The 17,696-nt window shown below is 51.4% G+C and carries 18 protein-coding genes; 10 read left to right on the top strand and 8 right to left on the bottom strand.

Annotation, left to right across the window (positions count from 1 at the left end; genetic code table 11):
- Positions 1 to 25: 25 nt before the first annotated feature.
- Positions 26 to 958, bottom strand: coding sequence for a heme o synthase (gene cyoE, locus MHI42_RS26160; protein ID WP_342421094.1), 933 nt, complete (start codon positions 956 to 958; stop codon positions 26 to 28).
- Positions 959 to 1,216: 258 nt separating this feature from the next.
- Here cyoE and MHI42_RS26155 point away from each other — a divergent pair, with 258 nt between their 5' ends.
- Both MHI42_RS26155 and MHI42_RS26150 read left to right on the top strand, forming a co-directional pair.
- Positions 1,217 to 2,221: a metal-dependent hydrolase gene (locus tag MHI42_RS26155; protein ID WP_042139837.1), complete on the top strand. Its 1,005-nt coding sequence runs from the start codon at positions 1,217 to 1,219 to the stop codon at positions 2,219 to 2,221.
- A gap of 424 nt (positions 2,222 to 2,645) precedes the next feature.
- The gene (locus tag MHI42_RS26150; protein WP_042139839.1) at positions 2,646 to 2,837 is read left to right on the top strand and encodes a hypothetical protein; all 192 of its coding nucleotides are present in this window, start codon (positions 2,646 to 2,648) and stop codon (positions 2,835 to 2,837) included.
- Here MHI42_RS26150 and trpS read toward each other — a convergent pair.
- Positions 2,834 to 3,823 (bottom strand): tryptophan--tRNA ligase, encoded by a 990-nt coding sequence (trpS, locus tag MHI42_RS26145; RefSeq protein WP_342421093.1) that lies wholly within the window; start codon positions 3,821 to 3,823, stop codon positions 2,834 to 2,836. The genes MHI42_RS26150 and trpS overlap by 4 nt on opposite strands.
- A gap of 441 nt (positions 3,824 to 4,264) precedes the next feature.
- Between trpS and MHI42_RS26140 the strand changes: the two genes are divergently transcribed.
- Both MHI42_RS26140 and MHI42_RS26135 read left to right on the top strand, forming a co-directional pair.
- Entirely contained in the window at positions 4,265 to 5,236 is a 972-nt protein-coding gene (locus tag MHI42_RS26140; protein ID WP_342421092.1) for an aldose 1-epimerase, read from the top strand.
- A gap of 101 nt (positions 5,237 to 5,337) precedes the next feature.
- Entirely contained in the window at positions 5,338 to 5,571 is a 234-nt protein-coding gene (locus MHI42_RS26135; RefSeq protein ID WP_039307200.1) for an alpha/beta-type small acid-soluble spore protein, read from the top strand.
- A 132-nt stretch (positions 5,572 to 5,703) separates the two neighbouring features.
- On the opposite strand, the gene MHI42_RS26130 is transcribed toward MHI42_RS26135, so the two are convergent.
- Entirely contained in the window at positions 5,704 to 6,114 is a 411-nt protein-coding gene (locus MHI42_RS26130) for a hypothetical protein (RefSeq protein ID WP_042139842.1), read from the bottom strand.
- Positions 6,115 to 6,500: 386 nt separating this feature from the next.
- Complete coding sequence (locus MHI42_RS26125) at positions 6,501 to 8,300, bottom strand: M3 family oligoendopeptidase (protein ID WP_342421091.1); 1,800 nt, start codon at positions 8,298 to 8,300, stop codon at positions 6,501 to 6,503.
- A gap of 104 nt (positions 8,301 to 8,404) precedes the next feature.
- On the opposite strand from MHI42_RS26125, the gene MHI42_RS26120 reads away from it, so the two are divergent.
- Both MHI42_RS26120 and MHI42_RS26115 read left to right on the top strand, forming a co-directional pair.
- Positions 8,405 to 8,560: a YycC family protein gene (locus MHI42_RS26120; RefSeq protein ID WP_076248154.1), complete on the top strand. Its 156-nt coding sequence runs from the start codon at positions 8,405 to 8,407 to the stop codon at positions 8,558 to 8,560.
- Positions 8,557 to 8,787, top strand: a complete 231-nt coding sequence (locus MHI42_RS26115) for a hypothetical protein (RefSeq protein WP_039307194.1) — start codon at positions 8,557 to 8,559, stop codon at positions 8,785 to 8,787. The genes MHI42_RS26120 and MHI42_RS26115 overlap by 4 nt, the downstream gene beginning before the upstream one ends.
- Before the next feature lie 122 nt (positions 8,788 to 8,909).
- On the opposite strand, the gene MHI42_RS26110 is transcribed toward MHI42_RS26115, so the two are convergent.
- Both MHI42_RS26110 and MHI42_RS26105 read right to left on the bottom strand, forming a co-directional pair.
- Complete coding sequence (locus tag MHI42_RS26110; RefSeq protein WP_171720128.1) at positions 8,910 to 9,614, bottom strand: DUF2225 domain-containing protein; 705 nt, start codon at positions 9,612 to 9,614, stop codon at positions 8,910 to 8,912.
- Between the two features lie 27 nt (positions 9,615 to 9,641).
- Positions 9,642 to 10,025 (bottom strand): globin, encoded by a 384-nt coding sequence (locus MHI42_RS26105; protein ID WP_042139845.1) that lies wholly within the window; start codon positions 10,023 to 10,025, stop codon positions 9,642 to 9,644.
- Positions 10,026 to 10,453: 428 nt separating this feature from the next.
- On the opposite strand from MHI42_RS26105, the gene ylbJ reads away from it, so the two are divergent.
- From ylbJ to MHI42_RS26085, 4 genes are all read left to right on the top strand, one after another.
- Positions 10,454 to 11,704: a sporulation integral membrane protein YlbJ gene (gene ylbJ / locus MHI42_RS26100; RefSeq protein WP_342421090.1), complete on the top strand. Its 1,251-nt coding sequence runs from the start codon at positions 10,454 to 10,456 to the stop codon at positions 11,702 to 11,704.
- A 79-nt stretch (positions 11,705 to 11,783) separates the two neighbouring features.
- Positions 11,784 to 12,581 (top strand): NAD kinase, encoded by a 798-nt coding sequence (locus MHI42_RS26095; protein ID WP_171720130.1) that lies wholly within the window; start codon positions 11,784 to 11,786, stop codon positions 12,579 to 12,581.
- Between the two features lie 217 nt (positions 12,582 to 12,798).
- Entirely contained in the window at positions 12,799 to 13,980 is a 1,182-nt protein-coding gene (locus tag MHI42_RS26090; protein ID WP_342421089.1) for a copper amine oxidase N-terminal domain-containing protein, read from the top strand.
- A gap of 34 nt (positions 13,981 to 14,014) precedes the next feature.
- A complete protein-coding gene (locus MHI42_RS26085; protein ID WP_342421088.1) occupies positions 14,015 to 15,466 on the top strand; it encodes a S41 family peptidase in 1,452 nt (483 codons plus the stop codon).
- 165 nt (positions 15,467 to 15,631) lie between these two features.
- On the opposite strand, the gene MHI42_RS26080 is transcribed toward MHI42_RS26085, so the two are convergent.
- Entirely contained in the window at positions 15,632 to 16,366 is a 735-nt protein-coding gene (locus MHI42_RS26080; RefSeq protein ID WP_342421087.1) for a YutD family protein, read from the bottom strand.
- A 289-nt stretch (positions 16,367 to 16,655) separates the two neighbouring features.
- On the bottom strand, positions 16,656 to 17,561 hold the full coding sequence (lipA, locus tag MHI42_RS26075) for a lipoyl synthase (protein WP_039307183.1): 906 nt from the start codon (positions 17,559 to 17,561) through the stop codon (positions 16,656 to 16,658).
- Positions 17,562 to 17,696 lie beyond the last annotated feature (135 nt).

Raw genomic sequence — 17,696 nt, 5'->3', positions numbered from 1 at the left:
TACTTCCACCGCGTGTATCTAAAATTTAACCGTGGATCGTATTCAATACCAGCACAATCAGACTTATGGTCAGATAGTTAATGGAGAAGAAGAAATTTTTCTTGGCCCAGGCATCATCATCCTTCGCCTTAAATCCGATTAAGGTTAAATAGAGCCAGGCCAGCGACAAAGCTGACGATACAATCAGATAAAATATTCCTGCATAGTCATACATGTACATCAGTACAGGGATAGGCAGCAGCAGTGCCACATAAGGGATCATCTGGAACTTGGTGCGGCGTGTCCCTTTGACCACTGGAAGCAGCGGGAACCCTGCGGCCCTATACTCCTCTTTGCGGCGGATACCAAGTGCCCAGAAGTGGGGCGGCTGCCACAGGAAGAGCATGGCGAACAGCAGCCAGGCACCAAGGTCTACGGTTCCGGTAACAGCCACATAACCGATTACAGGCGGCATGGCACCGGAGATGGCTCCCACGGATGTGCTCCAGGTAGATGTTCTTTTGAGCCAAAGGGTATACACTACAACATATACGAACATGCCGACGATGCCAAACAGTCCGGCCAGTACTCCGCAGAAAGCAAACAGCACAGCCAGGCCGGCAATACCGAGCCCAATGCCGTACAGCAGCACTGTCTGAGGCTTCAGCCTGCCTGTAGGCAAGCCACGCTCACGGGTTCTTTCCATCTTCATATCCAGATCCCGGTCGAAATAATTATTGAATACACAGGCCGAGGCCATAACCAGCATAGTGCCGAGCAGGGTAAGGATTAAGCGCCCATATTGTACATCCCAGCCTGAAGCTACCCAGTAGCCTGCAAAAGCAGCGATCAGATTGGAACGGATAATACCGGGTTTCGTCACCGAAATGAAGTCGCGCCAGCTTGCACCTTCCGGTGGAGACTTGGCAGACATTGATGCGGAATCGGAAGAAGCTTGATATCTCAATTGATTGTCCACGTATGGTGTTCCTCCTTCTAAGGGACTTCTTAACGTTCCGCCGGAGCCTGAGTAACCGTTCGGCTACATCTGGATAATATTACTCGCTCCGCTATTAACTTTATCATAGCAAACTGGGAAAGACTTTGACAATCATTGACCATGATGTTCATCAATTCGACAATTACGTGACAATATTTATTTCCTCCCCCCTAAATAACTGGACGCTAAATTGGGTAGTTATTAATAGAGAACTTCCGTACAAAGGAGATCTGACCAATGGATACCGCTACACATTTTGTTATGGGACTAGGACTCGCCGGTCTGTCGTTCGTTGATCCTTCAGTCGCCGCGAATGGGACACTTGCCGGTGCCGTAATGGTCGCTACTGTACTCGCTTCTCAGGCACCGGATGCTGATACTGCGCTGCGGCTGAAGGACAACGCAGTTTATATCCGCAATCACAGGGGAATCACCCATTCCCTGCCCTTTTTACTGTTATGGCCGGCTCTGATCACAGTGGTCATAGGTCCGGTCTTCGGATTAACGGATCTCCATGCCTTAAGCCATATTGCGCTTTGGAGCTTCATCGGCGTTGCCATCCATGTGTTCTCGGATCTGTTCAACACCTATGGGACCCAGGCGGCACGCCCGTTCACCGAGAAATGGATTGCCTGGAATATTATCCACATCTTCGATCCGTTCATCTTCGGCAGCCATGCGGCAGCGATCATTCTCTGGATCAGCGGGATTGTGCCTCCGGCGCCCTTGTTCATTACGCTATACGCAAGCATCGTCTTGTATTACATCTGGCGGACGCTCGTACATGCGCGTATCACACGCAACATCAAGAACAAGGATGTGCACCATAATGCTGGTGACCGGTACTTTGTCATCCCTACGATTTCGCCTACACGCTGGAACGTGGTCAAAGCCAAGCCGGATGGCAGCTACAACGTCGGACTGCTGAACAACGGCAAGCTGGAATGGTTCAAGCATGCGGTGTGCTCCACTCACCCCGCTGTTGAACATTCGAAATCCCATCCGGATATTCAGGCTTTTCTATACTTCACCTCTTACGCTGTCGCCGAGGTCGAAGAGCTGCCCTCTGGTTATATTGTACGCTGGGGGGATGTTCGTTATTTACACCGTAAGCAATTCCCGTTCGTTGCAGTACTGGTCATGGACAACCAGTATCATCCGCTGAATACTTATGTAGGCTGGCTCAGCAGTGAGAAGCTGGATGAGCGCTTCGCCATTGATCCGGGGACAGTTAAGACATAGCAGCGTAAACAAGGCATATCATGTAGATGGATGGCATCCGCCCATGCGGATGCCATCTTTTTAATTTATACGGGCAATGAGTTGAAGTTCACCCTCTTTACGAATTGTTGTATGAAATACAGCAATTCCCCCGCTTAGCGGCTATGAAGGAGGATAATTCTGCCTTTTGTGCAACAATTTCCGATAAGAGGTAATTTAATAAAGAAAATGTTGTATTCCGTGCAGGATTCCGTCATTGGACCCTTTACTGGATTCTGAGGTCTAATTCTCTCACCGCCTCTTGACGCCCCGGACCGCATAAGGCACAATCACAATAAAGCGGTTACAGTTTATACTTCATGATATGAATTGAAAATCCCGGGGTGCAGAAAGCACTCCGGGACTCGCTCCACCGCTATTGCAGCAGAAAGGAAGGCTGGAACATATGGGTAAAGGTCTGTCACTGTGGTTCGCCTGCTCTTCAATTCTCATACTTACGGCAGCTTCCATTTCAATCAGCTATAACATTTGGCTGGCGCTGCTGCTCGGCGCCCTGTGCGTGCTCAATATCGGCTGGGGCTTCATCATCAAAGCCCGGCTGAGACGCAAGGCCGAGCGCAAGCTGCCCTCCTCTTAACGGTAAGGCAGGAAGCCCATCCGTTCCTTCACGCCTTCCAGTGTCCGGGCAGCACTGCTGCGCGCGCTTTCGGCACCTTGAGCCAGAATATCGCCCAGTGTGCCTGAGCTGCGGATCTCATGGTATCTCTGCTGGATGGGTTCAAGCAGGGCGACGGTTACTTCGCCAAGCTCTTTTTTGAAGCCGCCATACATTTGCCCTTCATACTTGTCAGCTATCTGCTGGAGGCTCATTCCCGAGCATTCGGCATAGATACTCATCAGGTTGCTGATCTCAGGCTTATTGGCCGGATCAAATACCACTTCGCGTCCTGAATCCGTGGTTGCGCGGCTGATCTTTTTGCGGATGACATCCGGCGGATCCAGCAGACCGATTCTGCTGCCGGCATTGGGGTCGCTTTTGCTCATTTTTTTGGTCCCGTCATCCAGAGACATAATCCGCGCCCCGACTTCAGGAATATACGGCTCAGGAATGGTGAAGAAATCACCGAACCGGTGATTGAAGCGCCCCGCCAAGTCGCGGGTCAGCTCCAGATGCTGCTTCTGGTCTTCACCCACCGGTACCAGATCGGCGTTGTAGACCAGGATATCTGCAGCCATCAGCGATGGATATACGAATAATCCGGCTCCTACGGATTCTTTGCCTGCCGATTTATCCTTAAACTGCGTCATCCGTTCCAGCTCACCCATAGCAGTCAGTGTCGTCAGAATCCATCCCAGCTCAGCATGCTGAGGCACGTGGGACTGCATGTAGACATGGGAGATGGCAGGATCAATGCCTGCAGCCAGATACAATGCAGCTACCGATTCCGAATTCTCACGAAGGGCAGCGGGGTCTTGGGCAACCGTAATGGCATGCAGATCCACCACCATGAAGTAACATTCATATTCCCTTTGAAGCTTGACGAAATTCTTGATCGCTCCGATATAATTTCCGAGTGTGAGCGAACCGCTGGGCTGAATCCCCGATAATACTTTTTTAGCCATGATCTTTATCCTCCATCATCTGTTTATTCCGTTTGCGTCAGGACGCAAAAAGGCCCCACATCCGCAAGGGACGTGAGACCGTGGTACCACCCTTATTCGCTGCTCCTAAGTTATCCCTGAAGGACAGGCAAGCAGCCTTAGCTTCCGTTAACGGGGAAGAGCCGGCCGGTCTACTGAAGGCTTATGCAGCCCGTTCGATCGCGGCGCTCAAGGGTCCATTCGGTCAGAGGTGCACCACCGGTTCACATCAGCCACCGGCTTTCTGAAGGTACAGTCCATGCTTACTTGTCCCTGTCATCACGTTGTTGTCATTCATTGTTGCCTTCATCATAGAGCGTGCCGGAGAAGTTGTCAAATCTCTAACCACCGCCGAATAAATCTGGTATGATAAGGATATTCGTGTATGATCTGATTACAGTTTATCAAAGGAGCATATCTCTTATGAAACAGGTGACCAAAGGGCAGTGGAACGGTTATGATACGTACATTTTGCATAGCCGTGAGCTGGAAGTCACGCTTTTGCCCCGGCTGGGGAACAATGTAATTTCCTTATGGGACCGCAAGGAGGAGCGGCAAATCCTGCGCCAGCCTGATGAAAGCGACTTGGCTTTTTATATTCAGAAACCTTATCACTTCGGCATTCCGCTTCTGGTACCGCCCGGCCGTATCCGAAACGGGCAGTTCGCGTTCGATGACACCAGCTACCAGTTCGACCGGAATTCAGGCGATCATCATATTCACGGCCTGCACCGTACCCAAGCCTGGTGCGTCAGCGATATTGAAGAGGACGAGGAGGGCTGCGCGGTAACAACCGAATTCACAACTACGGATGATCCGGAGTGGATCAGGCAATTTCCCGAGCCGCTGAAGCTTGAGATGACATTCCGCCTGCAGGGCCCCGACCTGGTGCAGACACTCAAGGTTACCCATCTGGGCGGCAGGCGCATTCCATTTGGTATCGGCTATCATACATGGTTCATGCTTGACGGCGCCCCTGAGCGCTGGAGCCTAACTCTCCCTGTGCAAAGTCTTTATGAGCTAAATAATGAACTTCTGCCTAGCGGACATTTATTACCGCTCGGTGAACTCGATAGTCTTAACAGCCATATGAACCTCCAAGGCAAGAATCTGGATACGGCCCTGAGGATGGATGATCATCAGCCTGCCGAAGCGTTACTGATGCGCGATGACGGCTATGGACTGCGTTATTCGGTGGACAAGGAACAATTCCGCCATTGGGTCCTCTATACCAAAGGAGAAGCTGACCAGTTCCTCTGCATTGAACCGCTCACCTGGCTTCCGGATGCGCCGAATCTTCAGCAGGATGCTTCCTTCACCGGAATGGTCACGCTTGAACCGGGCCAGACACTCGTGCTCGGCAGCAGCTTGCAGATGATTTATCCCGGCCAATAAATTTCATATAATTACCAGCCTCTAAACCTTCGAAATTCGTGCATGAATTCTTCCCCTAGCGCTCATACTATCTTCACAACGGGCGAAGGAGGTGAACAAACATGGGTCAAGCAGGTCAACAAGGTCGTGGTAGCCGTTCTAACAACCTGGTCGTTCCTCAAGCGAATGCAGCGCTGCAGCAGTTGAAATATGAAGCAGCACAAGAGCTTGGAGTAACTATCCCGGCTGACGGTTATTATGGGAACTACACTTCCCGCGAAACCGGTTCTTTGGGAGGATACATCACCAAACGTCTGGTGCAACTGGCAGAGCAACAACTGTCCGGTCGTTCGTAGTAGCAGCCTTATCATAAGTATCCGGCCAAGCGCATAGCTTAGGCCGAGCAGCTTCACAGCCCTCCCGCGCTTCTCGTCGAAGCGTAGGGGGGCTTTTTATATGGGCATGCAAAGATATATATAATCGGGTAATCAGCCAAAGGACTGGTCGGAGACATCGCCATGGTTACTGCGGGGGTAGCGGATCATCAGGTTGGCCATATTGTAATTAGACTCCAGTGTCGCATCCACCACCACCATCCCCTGGCGGACGGCAAATTCATAGCTGATCTCGCCATGAGTCCAGCGCTTCTTGTACTTCAGGCTCTCCAGAGCCATCACCCGGAAAGAAGATTGCTGACCCGCAGTTAATCCTTCCTGCTCCGCTGCATAGCTCCCGCTGCGACCGGCAAGCGGATTATGGCGGATGCCGAACTTTCCGATGACGTTATTTCTGATTTGCACAAATACGATACCGGAAGTCAATCCTGACAATTCTTCCTGCAGTTCCTTAAACACCAGATCGATTTGTCTTGCCAGCGATAGTTGTTCCGTCCTCAACATACATATCCTCCTAGAAGTTTTGTGGGTGATACAAATTCCATGATTCAGCTTCACAAAACCCGCTTCGTAAGCTATGGCTTAAGTTTTGTGTGGGTAAAAATACAGAGTAGTAAAGTATCAGCCTGACAGCCCTTATATAAGGCTTTAGGCACATTATAGGTCACTAATTAAACGCATTCAACATTATCCAACATAATTGGGTTATTATCCCTATGAATGCGCAAATTTCTTAATACCATTAGCTAAATCAATCCTTTTATCGCCCTTTTTCGACAAAAACGCAACTAAAAAAGCCCCTGTTTCCAGGGGCTTTGCGTATTCATACCATATTCTATAGCTATTGCTTTACTGCAAAAAATTCAATTCGCCTTATTTCCGACAAATTCTTAGGCCAGATGCGCTGTCATTTCCAGGAATTCATTAATGTCTGCAGTAATCAAATCTGCGGCCCCCTGCCAGAAGTCCGGCTTGGACAAGTCCACGCCAAGATGCTTCGACACCAGATTCTCCAGTGTCATAACTCCGGTATCCTTCAGCAGGCTGTCATATTTATCAGCAAAGGATGCACCTTCCTGCAAAGCAAGCCGGTACAGTCCGGTACTGAACATATATCCGACAGTGTAAGGGAAGTTGTAGAACGGCACATCCGTAATATAGAAATGAAGCTTGGAGGCCCAGAAATGCGGGTGGTACTCCGAGAGCACACCGCAGAAGGCTTCTTTCTGCGCTTCTTCCATCAGGGCAGACAGTTCTTCCGCATTCACCAGACCCTCTTTGCGTTTCTCGTAGAAGCGGGTCTCAAACAGGAAGCGGGCATGAATATTCATGAAGAACGCTACGCTGTTCTGAATCTTCGCTTCAAGCAGCGCCAGCTTCTCCTCAGCATTGCCTGCGGATTTCACCTGTGCATCAGCCACTATGACTTCGGCGAAGGTGGAGGCCGTCTCAGCCACGTTCATGGCATAGTTCTGATTGAACAGCGGCTGGTCATCCAGCAGGAATGAATGATAGGCGTGACCGAGCTCATGCGCAAGCGTCGATACATTGGACGGAGTACCGCTGTAGGTCATAAAGATGCGCGATTCTTTGCTCTCCGGGAATGATACACAGAATCCCCCGGGGCGTTTGGCCGCACGGTCTTCGACCTCAATCCAGTCATTGTCAAAAGCATGTTCGGCGAAATCCGCCAGCTTCGGACTGAATTTGCGGAACTGGGTAACAATATCGGCTGCCGCTTGTTCATAAGGGATTTTGCCGGAGGACTTGCCAACAGGCGCTTCCACATCAACCCAGGCCAGGGATTCCAGACCCAGAAGCTTCGCCTTGCGCTGCAGGTAGGACACAATCGCAGGCTTGTTCTTCGTGATTACCTCCCACATCACATCGAGCGATTCCCGCGTCATGCGGTTAATGCCAAGCGGCTCCTTCAGCACATCCTCCCAGCCCCGGCCCTTATACAGCTTCAGGCGGAAGCCGGCCAGATGGTTAAGGGTGTCGGCACAATAATCAGCAGCGCCGGCCCAGGCCTCTTCCCATTTGCGGAACATGGTACGGCGGACCTCAGGGTCCTCGTCATCCAGCTTGTTGAAGGCTTGGCCGGCAGACAGCAGCTTCAGGCCTTCTTCATCCTCAAAAGGAATCTGGACCCGGCTCACAATCGTTTCGTAATGCTCGCTCCAGCCATGGTATCCGTCAACTGCCAGTTCAAGCGCAAGGCTCTCAAGCTCCGGACTCATCTTCTCCCGGGCCTGATCACGGCTCTCACTGAGCACGAAGCTCAGCGGGGCAATCTCCGGCCGGGCCATCCATTCAGCCCATACCCCGTCCGGAGTCTGGCGCAGCACATTGTCGAATGCAGAGCTGACGCCCTCGAATCCGGCCCGCATGCCAGTTACCTTGGACGACAGCCTTACAGCCCCTTTGTCCTGCTGATTCTGGGCTCCCAGACAGCCGGTGAATTCTGCAGCCTGCGTGAGGCGTCCGGCACAGCTCTGCAGCAGTTCGATCACACCGTCCAGCGACTCCGTAGAAGCAGCATCGGTTGGCGCAACTGCCGCAGCGACCTGCCGGCGCAAGCTTTCAATGTCTTCCTCCAGATGGTTCAAAAAACTCTCAAACTGGGGGGAAGCCGAACCTCCAGGGAAAATGGATTCCAGTTCCCAGGTCAATGATAAAGGCTGTTTCATGTATTCTCACCATTCCTTTGTTCATATTGGTTTTCTTTGTATTTGTGCTGCAGCCATGGTAAAGTGAATTACGATAGTCCACCAATGTTAAGGAGGCCACCCTTGTGAAGCCACTGCAAATTTCGCCGGAAACGGCCATTACGTTATCCAAACAACTCGGCGTTCCGCTGGAACACCTGATGCATATGCCTCAACATATCCTGCTGCAAAAAATCGCCGAATTATCCAAGAAAGCAAGTACAGAGCAGGACAAGGAATGATTCCCTTTAGCCATACCTGGCCTTATGATATTATTCTGGGTGACATGTACGTACAGTATTGCCCGTTCTGCGACCAGGAGAATGTTCTTCTGCCTATGAAGCCCAAAGAGCTGCAAATCGTGCGTGACGGCAAAAAAAAGCTGCTGGTCTTCCCCTGCTGCAGTGCCAGCCCCACGGTCATCGACAATGACGGGGACTATCTGCTGTTCGACCGGGCTGTCCGCTAAGCAGCGGAAGACAGTGCCCCCGCTTCAGTCACCAAATACAGGCGTATGAGGAGTTTTCTCTTCTACGCCTTTTTGGTGTCCGGATGACTGCGGACCGACATTCAAAATCCAAGTACGGTTCTCTATGTAGCCGACGGAAGGCCGTCCGGATCAATCTCTTCTCCGCGCATCTGCTCCCGCAGAATGGCCCACTGTTCACGTGAAGCGCGGATCATAGCCGCATCTGTAATTCTCTGGTCATTAATCACACGGGAAAACCACCTTACAGCGACAGTGAACTCGCCGACACGGCGGTTAAGCTCCCCGATCAGATACATCAGTCGGGCATCATTTCCTCCCGAGGAATCATTCTCGAACACCTTCACATACTCATCAAGCGAGTAACGCAAGAAACGCTGCTCCTGTACCGTATCCCCTTGATAGCGGTATAGCCAGGCAATATGGTGCAGCAGACTTGCAATGATCCGTTCCTTATCCTTGATGCTTTGTGCGCAGATCAGAGCCAGCTTGTAAGTCTCCAGAGCTACCTCCCAGCTGCGCTTGTCCCCGAAGTCACGGGTTACCCAGCGTCTGCCCACCTGCGCATCAAAAGATTTGCGCTGCCATTCCACCAGTTTGTCTGCTGAATTCTCCGTGGATGCGAAGCCGCACTTCGGACAGACACGCACAACATAATAGTCAGGATTCTCATCCTTGTAATACGAGCAGAAATCAGCATCACGGCGGATGGCTTTTTTGAGACTGGGACGTACTCTGGATGTTGAAAATTCATGTTCGCAGTTGCAGCATACAACCTTAATTGAATACAGGGGTATTAATTCCGGCAAAACGCCCTCATCCTTTCACAGCAGCTCTTATTCATGGGGCATATTGACAAAATGATGCGCAGGACCCGCCAGCCGGCTGAGTACGAACGAACGCAGGGGCTCTTCCACACCGGTCTCTTCAAGTGCGGCCTTCATGCAGTTCAGCCAGTCATCCGCCCGTTCCGGAGTGATGGGAATATGCATATGCCTGGCTCTCATCATGGGATGGCCGTGCTGCTCCGAATAAAGGGCAGGACCACCAAAAAACTGGCTTAGAAACTGATATTGCTTCTCCAGTACAGGAGTAATATCTTCAGGAAATAACGGACTTAGCTGCGGGTGGAGCTGTACCTTGGAGTAGAACACTTCCACCAGACGGTGAACTCCCTCGGCACCTCCCAGGTTATCAAACAGACTCTCATTCGAATTCATTGGAGGCTTCAGCCTTCTTCCCTGTTAATCTGACAAGCAGTTATTTTATTATACCAAAAAATAAGCTCCACAGTTATCCCTGCCTTAAGACATGCATCCTAAGGGAAAAAACACAAAAAAAGGCGCCAAACCTAAGTTCAGCGCTCGTTAACTACTGTAGTCAGTAAGTTCTAAATTCTTCATCACCAGGCGGGACAAGAGAGACCCGGATTACATATACAAAAGCACAAACAAGAACTCCGGCAACTACACTCATCACCATCACTCCATCCCTTAAATCAATCTTGATCAGATGTGCATTAATTAATTTTATAATATCATAATTCCGGTGAAAAAGCACCGGTAAATGTAACCGCTTTCCGCGTTATTTTTGTGCTGTTTGTCCCACTTCCGGCATACAACTAAGCATAGAATTGGAGGTGCCATCGATGTCACTGAACAAAATTGCCGGCCCGCTGCTCGGTATCCTGCTGGCGGGCTGCATGCTGCTGATGCTGATCCATCCGTCCAGCTCTCTGGATGCGGCACTTCGCGGGCTGGCTGTCTGGTGGGACGTGCTCTTTCCTTCATTGTTCCCCTTCTTCGTCATTTCTGAAATCATGCTGGGCTTTGGCATCGTCCACCTCTTCGGGGCGCTGCTTGATCCGCTTATGCGCCCGCTCTTCAATATACCCGGCAGCGGCGGATTCGTGGCTGCCATGGGATATGTGTCAGGATATCCCGTCGGGGCCAAATTAACCGCCAAGCTGCGGGAGCAGGGAATGATCAGCAAGGTGGAAGGGGAGCGGCTGGTGGCCTTCACCACCTCCTCAGACCCTATTTTCCTGCTTGGCGCCGTGTCCGTCGGGTTCTTCCATGATGCCTCACTCGGGCTTATCCTCGCCCTTGCCCATTACGGGGGCGGATTCATCGTTGGCCTGCTGATGTCATTTCATGGCCGCAGCAGACCCGGGGACTCCGGGACAGCCCCCTCTCCCCCCGCAGAGCCCACATCTGCAGCCCCGTCAGGACCAAGCTACGGCAGACTGCGCACCGCGATGAGTGCCATGGCTGAAGCCCGCCGCAAAGACGGCCGAAGTCTCGGCGAACTGCTGAGGAACGCCATCCAGTCTTCGCTGCAGCTTATTATTGTCGTTGGGGGGCTGGTAGTATTCTTCAATGTGCTGATGGAGCTGCTTGCCCGCGCCGGAATTATGTCCATGCTGTTCAGTACCACCGGCCGGCTGCTGTCCCTGGCCGGATTCCCGCCGGGGCTCTCGGCCGCTCTGGTCAGCGGGTTATTCGAGGTGACACTCGGGGCCCGCTCGGCCGGAGAAGCGGCTGCAGGAATTCCGCTGCAGTTCAAGGTGGCCGCTGCAGCGTTCATCCTCTCCTGGGGCGGATTATCCGTTCACGCCCAGGTAGCCAGTATACTGAATGGCACCGGACTGCGTTACCTGCCCTTTATGGCCGCACGGTTAGTGCATGCCCTGCTCTCTGCCGGGCTTGTTCTTCTGCTCTGGAAGCCGGTGGTCAGCTCAGGACTGGCCGGGCAGTGGGGTGCGCTGCCTGTTGCCTCCGGCCTGGCTTCACCGGATTCGGCCCTGATCAGCAGCCTCAGCCTGCTCTGCCTGCTGCTGGCCTGCATGCTTGTGCTGTCGCTGCTGATGCTGCTGGCGGGCAGGCTGCGGCGTTTTTAACTCATTCAAATATTGTGTTCCGGGTCAAGATTGATTATGATCGGTGTATGACTGAATCATACAAAGGAGCCTGTACATCTTGAGATATTATGTTCTGGACCGCGGAGATGAATTGTCCATCCAACTAGCGGAGCAATTTCACAAGCTGGCGGCGGAGCGGGATTTGGAGCTGGATGCCAAGTCTCCGGAAATTGTGATATCGATTGGCGGCGACGGCACCATGCTGCATGCTTTTCATACGTTTATCGACCAGATTCCTAATTTGGCTTTTGTCGGTGTGCATACCGGGCATCTGGGCTTCTATGCGGACTGGCAAGCTGAAGAGCTGCCGACCCTGATCGATTATATGTGCGGAGATATAGGGCCGCATAATCCACGCATGGTGCAGTATCCGCTCCTTGAACTGGAAATTCACAAGAAGTCCGGTTCAAGCTCGCATATTGCCCTGAACGAATTCACACTTAAAGGCGTAGACGGAACGGTTGTCATCCAGATTGATATTAACGATGTAAGCTTCGAAATGTTCCGCGGTGACGGCATTTGCATCTCTACCCCCTCCGGCAGTACCGCTTATAACAAAAGTCTGGGAGGCGCCATGGTGCATCCCACGATCGAGGCGCTGCAGATTTCGGAGATTGCTTCGATTAATAACCGGGTATTCCGCACGATGGGTTCGCCTTTGCTGCTGCCCAAGCATCATCACTGCGATATTTTCTCGCGCAAGGATCAGCGTCTGCTGCTGACCGTGGACCATAACAATATTCCTGTGGATGATCTGATCTCTGTACGTTGTCAGGTGTCCGACAAAAAAATCAGTTTTGCCCGGTACCGCCCTTTCCCTTTCTGGAACCGTGTCCGTGAAGCGTTTCTAGTGTAGGATTTCTGGGGAATAGAAGGATATCCGAACCAGATGATACGTCTGCTTTCCATTGCTCTTACAGCCGGAGATGCCCCGCCTCTCCGGCTTTATCATGCCGCCTGCCCGGAGTCCTGCTACCTCCGGAGCATCGTTCATAAGAAATGGACAGAGGGAATTTTCAAATGGTATAATGAACCTATTTTACAAAGTTTGCTAATTAAAAGGAGAGAATCTATTGAAAAAACTACTATCCCTCATTGGCGTGAGCCTGCTGGCCCTCGTACTGGCCGTTCCCGCTTTTGCAGCAGAGAAACCTATCAAAGTCTACATAAACAACAGTAATCTTACCTTCACCGCCGGAACCCCTTATCTGAAGGATAATACGGTGCTGGTGCCTTTCCGGGTTATATTCGAGAAGCTCGGGCTGCAGGTGCTATGGGATTCCAAGACAGGAACAGTTACAGGGACAGGTACAGGCCTGAATATCAGCCTTAAGGTCGGCAGCAAACGTGCTACTGTCAACGGTACGGTCAAGCAGCTTACGGTTGCTCCGGTATCCACGGCAGGTACAACATACATACCGCTGCGTTTCATAGCTGAAGCCACCGGCGGAACAGCCGTCTGGGATTCAGCCAGCCGGAGCGTAAAAATTACCGTACCGCAATCCTCCTCCAGCGATGAGAAGGATATTACAGCACTCATTCAATTATCCAATAAATATTATAATGAAGAAAAAGCCATCAGCTTCTACTCCCTGGTAGATTCCGAATCCGATAATATGGAATCTGTAACGGATATGAATTCCCTGTTCGAGCTGTACGACCTCAAGAATACCATTACAAGCCTTAAGATTCTGAGTCTTGCCGGAGACGAGGCTACTGTCTACACTGTCGAAAGCTCGGTTAGAACCGGCGGTTATTATATCCCGGATGAGCAGTTCGAATATTTGTACACACTGGTCCGTAAGGACGGGTCCTGGAAAATCTCCGGAATGGAGGTTCAGGAATCCACGGTGCTGCTTACCCGCGAGCAAGGCATGAAGCAGGCGGTGCTTCCACAGAGTGACGCCACAGTAATCAAGGATAATCTCAGCAAATATTATCAGAATATGACTACCCAGAATGTTGATGGAACCCTGGCACTAATGACCTCTTACGGTGAGGAATATGACGCTGCCAGTGCAGCCGATCTGCAGGATCTTTTCGATTCCTATGATCTCAGCTACTCGCTGACGAATGCGAATATCTACTATTATGCGGCCGACGAAGCTGCGGTCTACACGGAAGTCTCTATTAAAGACGGTGAATCGGGAGAGAGCTACACCCAGTCCCTCATCTTCATTCTGAGCAAATCGGAAAGCGGCGCATGGACCATTGACGACACTTATCACATCAGCTTTGATAGTACGCAATCCTAGAATTTCAAAATATATCAAAAGGATGTATGAACTTATGAAATCAGCCAAAATCCTTACTGCAGTCCTCAGCGGCTGCTTGGCTTTATCCATCGCTTGGGCTCCTGCCGCTTCGGCCGCAGACGCTGCTGCTTCCACTGAAGCAGTGCAATCCTCCAAAACGGATATCATCAATGAAATTATGGAATATCTTGAGTACTACAATGTGGAGGGTATTGATCAGGATACGCTCATCCGTGGTGCGATTGACGGCATGGTAAGTACGCTGGATGATCCCTACAGCCAATATTTCGATCAGGCTGAAGCTGCGGACTTCGGCCACGCGGTTGATCTGGAATATGTCGGCATCGGCGTCCGGCTCGTATATACGCCCAAAGAACTCTACATTGAAGAAGTGATGAGCGGTTCCCCCGCAGAGAAAGCCGGTCTGAAACGCGGGGATATCATTCTTAAGATCAACGGTATAAGGGTAGATGATACGGCAGGCGATGAGCTTGCCGGCGCGTCCGGCACGAAGGTCTCTCTGCTGATCCAGCGGAACGGCGTTAGCAAATCCTACAGTGTTACCCGCAGTGAAATTACCACAACATCCGTTACCAGCACAATTATCGGGTCCAAGGTTGCCTATATTGCCATCAACGGCTTCACACAGACCGCTGACGAAGAGTTCTCCACAGCGCTGGATAAAATGCGGGCAGCCGGAATGAAGTCACTGGTGCTCGATCTGCGTGACAATACAGGCGGCTACATGGATAGCGCCCAGAACATTGCCGCCAAGTTCATGGATGCCGGTATTATGATGTACACCTCCGATCAGAGCGGCGTACTGACACCTGTAACGATCACAAACGGCAGCAAAATCGGCGTTCCCGTTGTCGTACTGACCAATGAATACACCGCCAGTGCTTCCGAAGCCTTGACCGGGGCACTCCGCGACAACAAACTGGCTACAATCGTCGGTACCCGTTCTTACGGCAAGGCGCGGATTCAGAGTCTGATTCCCATGTCGGACGGCGGCGAGCTGAAGCTGACAACAATGAAGTATCTGACTCCAAGCAAGGAGGATTTCAACCACATCGGACTCGCTCCTGATATTGAGATCAAGGGCAAAACAGCCCAGCTGATCACCGCTCTGCAAATCGCCGGTCTGACCGGAATCACAGCCTCCGGTGACAATCATATTCTGGATATTAACGGTGCTGCTTTTGCCGGAAATGTCGGTCTGATCAAGCAGGGGGATAAAGTCTATGCCTCCTCCCGCGTACTGTCCGCACTTGTAGAGAGCGAAGTAACCTGGGACGCGAAGAACAAGAAGGTGCTGATTACGACCGGAGCCGGCAAAAGTTCAGGATTCACCCTGGCCGCCAAAGAGGCGCTATACCAGGACGGCGAAACCTTCATCGAGCTGGGTGCCTTCAAGAAAAAGTTCCCGCTGCTTACATGGAGCTACAACGCTGCCCAGAATCAGCTGAAATTATCGGTTAAATAATTGGACTTCATAGCTAAAATACAGCACTGACATCGAAAGAGTCCCTCCAGCCATGTGGCTGAAGGGACTCTTTAAGTTATCGGCAGCGCCTAAGCGACACTTCGAGGGAATGCACCGAAACACCGGAAAAAACCTCTGAATAACCGCCCCGTGAACAGGCGTTGCCTACCCTTGGCTGTTATTCGGATTCTGGTTGTTCTGGTGATCCTGTTTGTTTTGGTTGCTTGGGTTATCCTGCTTGTTCTGGTTGTTCTGTCTGTTGGGATTGTTCTCTCTATTTTCTCTGTTCTCTTTGTTCTGCTTTTGATTATTCGAGTTGCCTTGATTGCCACCCTGATTCCCCTGCTGCTGGCCTCGGCCCTGGAACTCTTTGTGGTTCTTCTTGCCTTGCTCCTTGTTGCGGTGATTCCGGCTCTGGTGTTCACGCACAGGTCTGTCTTTGGCAGCATGCTCCCTACCTGAACCGCCTGCGTTATCTTTGTCCCGGTTTCCTCCCTTTGACGGGGATTCGCGGTGATCTTTCACATTCCCTGCCGGCTCGGCAGACTCCTGCTCCAGTTCTTCCTCCGTTCCCGGTTCAGGAACTTCCTTAATCAGAATATCCTTGAAGGTTCCCTCCTGCGGAGCTTCCTTCAGCTTGTGCAGCACAAAATATGCACAGCCAAAATTACAGTATTCATTAATGTAATCCACCATGCCTGAAATAGCCGTATCCCGGTTCACCTTGGGGTGATTATCCCGGTAGAAGCCTTTCAGACGCAATTGGCTGTACCCCCAGTCGCCGATAATATAATCGTAGCGGTCCAGCACCTCGCTGTATCTTCCGCGAAATGCTTCCGGGTTCCATCCGTCCTTATGATCGAGCATGAGCTCATAACCTTTTCCACCTATAACGATCAAGCGTGTGTCGCCTGCCTTTCTATGAGAGGGTTGGGGGCGTTGATAAGCCGTCATTCCGCGGGATTTTGAATTTCCGGCCGCTGTTGTTGGCTGATTTCTTCCATTTAAACCGCTGGGCGGTTGAAATCAGCCAACAAAGGCGGACGCTACCGCTCCTACAATTTCAAAATCCCTCTCCATGACTCCATCAACGCGGAGGGGTGGTGCAACCGCACACCCCAGAACCTCGTCGCTATCGCAACATCGGTTCTTTGCCCCTTTTTTACAACACTAAAACTAAAAAATAAACTTAAGCCTGGGAAACCGATCGCGCCTCACGCGCAACCGCAGCAGACTTCACCTGATCATGCGCATGATAGGAGCTGCGCACCAGCGGACCCGCCTCCACATGGCTGAAGCCGCGCTTCATTCCCTCTTCCTTCAGCATAGCGAATTCTTCCGGCGGATAATACTTCTCCACGTTCAGATGTTTCGGCGAAGGCTGAAGGTATTGTCCTAATGTCAATATATCACAATCTGCCGCTCTCAGGTCATCCATCGCCTGCAGAATTTCGTCCCACTCCTCGCCGACCCCAAGCATAATGCTCGATTTCGTTGGAATATCCGGCTTAATCTCCTTCGCGCGGCGCAGCAGCTCCAGGGAACGGCGGTATTTGGCTCTGGCCCGGACACGGTCCGACATGCGTTCCACGGTCTCAATATTGTGATTCAGAATATCCGGATTGCTGTTCATCACGATCTCCAGACTCCCGCGGTCGCCCAGGAAATCGGGAATCAGTACCTCTACGCTGCACAGAGGAAGACGCTTACGAATAGCGGCTACCGTCTCGGCAAAAATCTGCGCGCCCCCATCCTTAAGATCATCGCGGGCCACGCTGGTAACCACACAATGCTTAAGCATCATCCCTTCTGCAGCTTCAGCTACACGTTCGGGTTCGAGCAGATCGAGTTCAGTCGGCAAGCCTGTATTTACAGCGCAGAAACGGCAGGCCCGTGTGCAAATATCACCCAGAATCATGAAGGTTGCCGTACGGTTCGCCCAGCATTCATAAATATTCGGACAGCGCGCTTCTTCACATACGGTATGTAACGTCTTGGAACGCATCATGCCCTTAATTTCCTGATAATCTTCACCGGTGGTTAACTTGATTTTGATCCAGTCTGGCTTGGGCTGTTTGGCTGTTCTATTAGTCAAAATGATGAAACCCCGCTTTCGATCTGAATGTCATTTTCATAGTTAAAAGTTGCTGCCTCATATTATAGCATGTGGAATAGTCATTTGCCTGTTTTTGTGAACCTTTGGGCGGTAACGGATAAAAATAACGCTTTT

Source organism: Paenibacillus sp. FSL E2-0178, assembly GCF_038593005.1.
GTDB lineage: Bacteria > Bacillota > Bacilli > Paenibacillales > Paenibacillaceae > Paenibacillus_AQ > Paenibacillus_AQ phytohabitans.
Note: the sequence above shows the minus strand (reverse complement) of the source record. Positions and strands in the feature narration are given on the sequence as shown.

Bases quoted from the DNA above. Each gene is read 5' to 3' on its own strand.
- ylbJ (WP_342421090.1), top strand. From the start codon at position 10,454: ATGTCACTGAACAAAATTGCCGGCCCGCTGCTCGGTATCCTGCTGGCG.
- MHI42_RS26140 (WP_342421092.1), top strand. From the start codon at position 4,265: ATGAAACAGGTGACCAAAGGGCAGTGGAACGGTTATGATACGTACATT.
- MHI42_RS26125 (WP_342421091.1), bottom strand. From the start codon at position 8,300: ATGAAACAGCCTTTATCATTGACCTGGGAACTGGAATCCATTTTCCCT.
- trpS (WP_342421093.1), bottom strand. From the start codon at position 3,823: ATGGCTAAAAAAGTATTATCGGGGATTCAGCCCAGCGGTTCGCTCACA.
- MHI42_RS26135 (WP_039307200.1), top strand. From the start codon at position 5,338: ATGGGTCAAGCAGGTCAACAAGGTCGTGGTAGCCGTTCTAACAACCTG.
- MHI42_RS26150 (WP_042139839.1), top strand. From the start codon at position 2,646: ATGGGTAAAGGTCTGTCACTGTGGTTCGCCTGCTCTTCAATTCTCATA.
- MHI42_RS26130 (WP_042139842.1), bottom strand. From the start codon at position 6,114: ATGTTGAGGACGGAACAACTATCGCTGGCAAGACAAATCGATCTGGTG.
- MHI42_RS26115 (WP_039307194.1), top strand. From the start codon at position 8,557: ATGATTCCCTTTAGCCATACCTGGCCTTATGATATTATTCTGGGTGAC.
- MHI42_RS26155 (WP_042139837.1), top strand. From the start codon at position 1,217: ATGGATACCGCTACACATTTTGTTATGGGACTAGGACTCGCCGGTCTG.
- MHI42_RS26085 (WP_342421088.1), top strand. From the start codon at position 14,015: ATGAAATCAGCCAAAATCCTTACTGCAGTCCTCAGCGGCTGCTTGGCT.
- MHI42_RS26105 (WP_042139845.1), bottom strand. From the start codon at position 10,025: ATGAATTCGAATGAGAGTCTGTTTGATAACCTGGGAGGTGCCGAGGGA.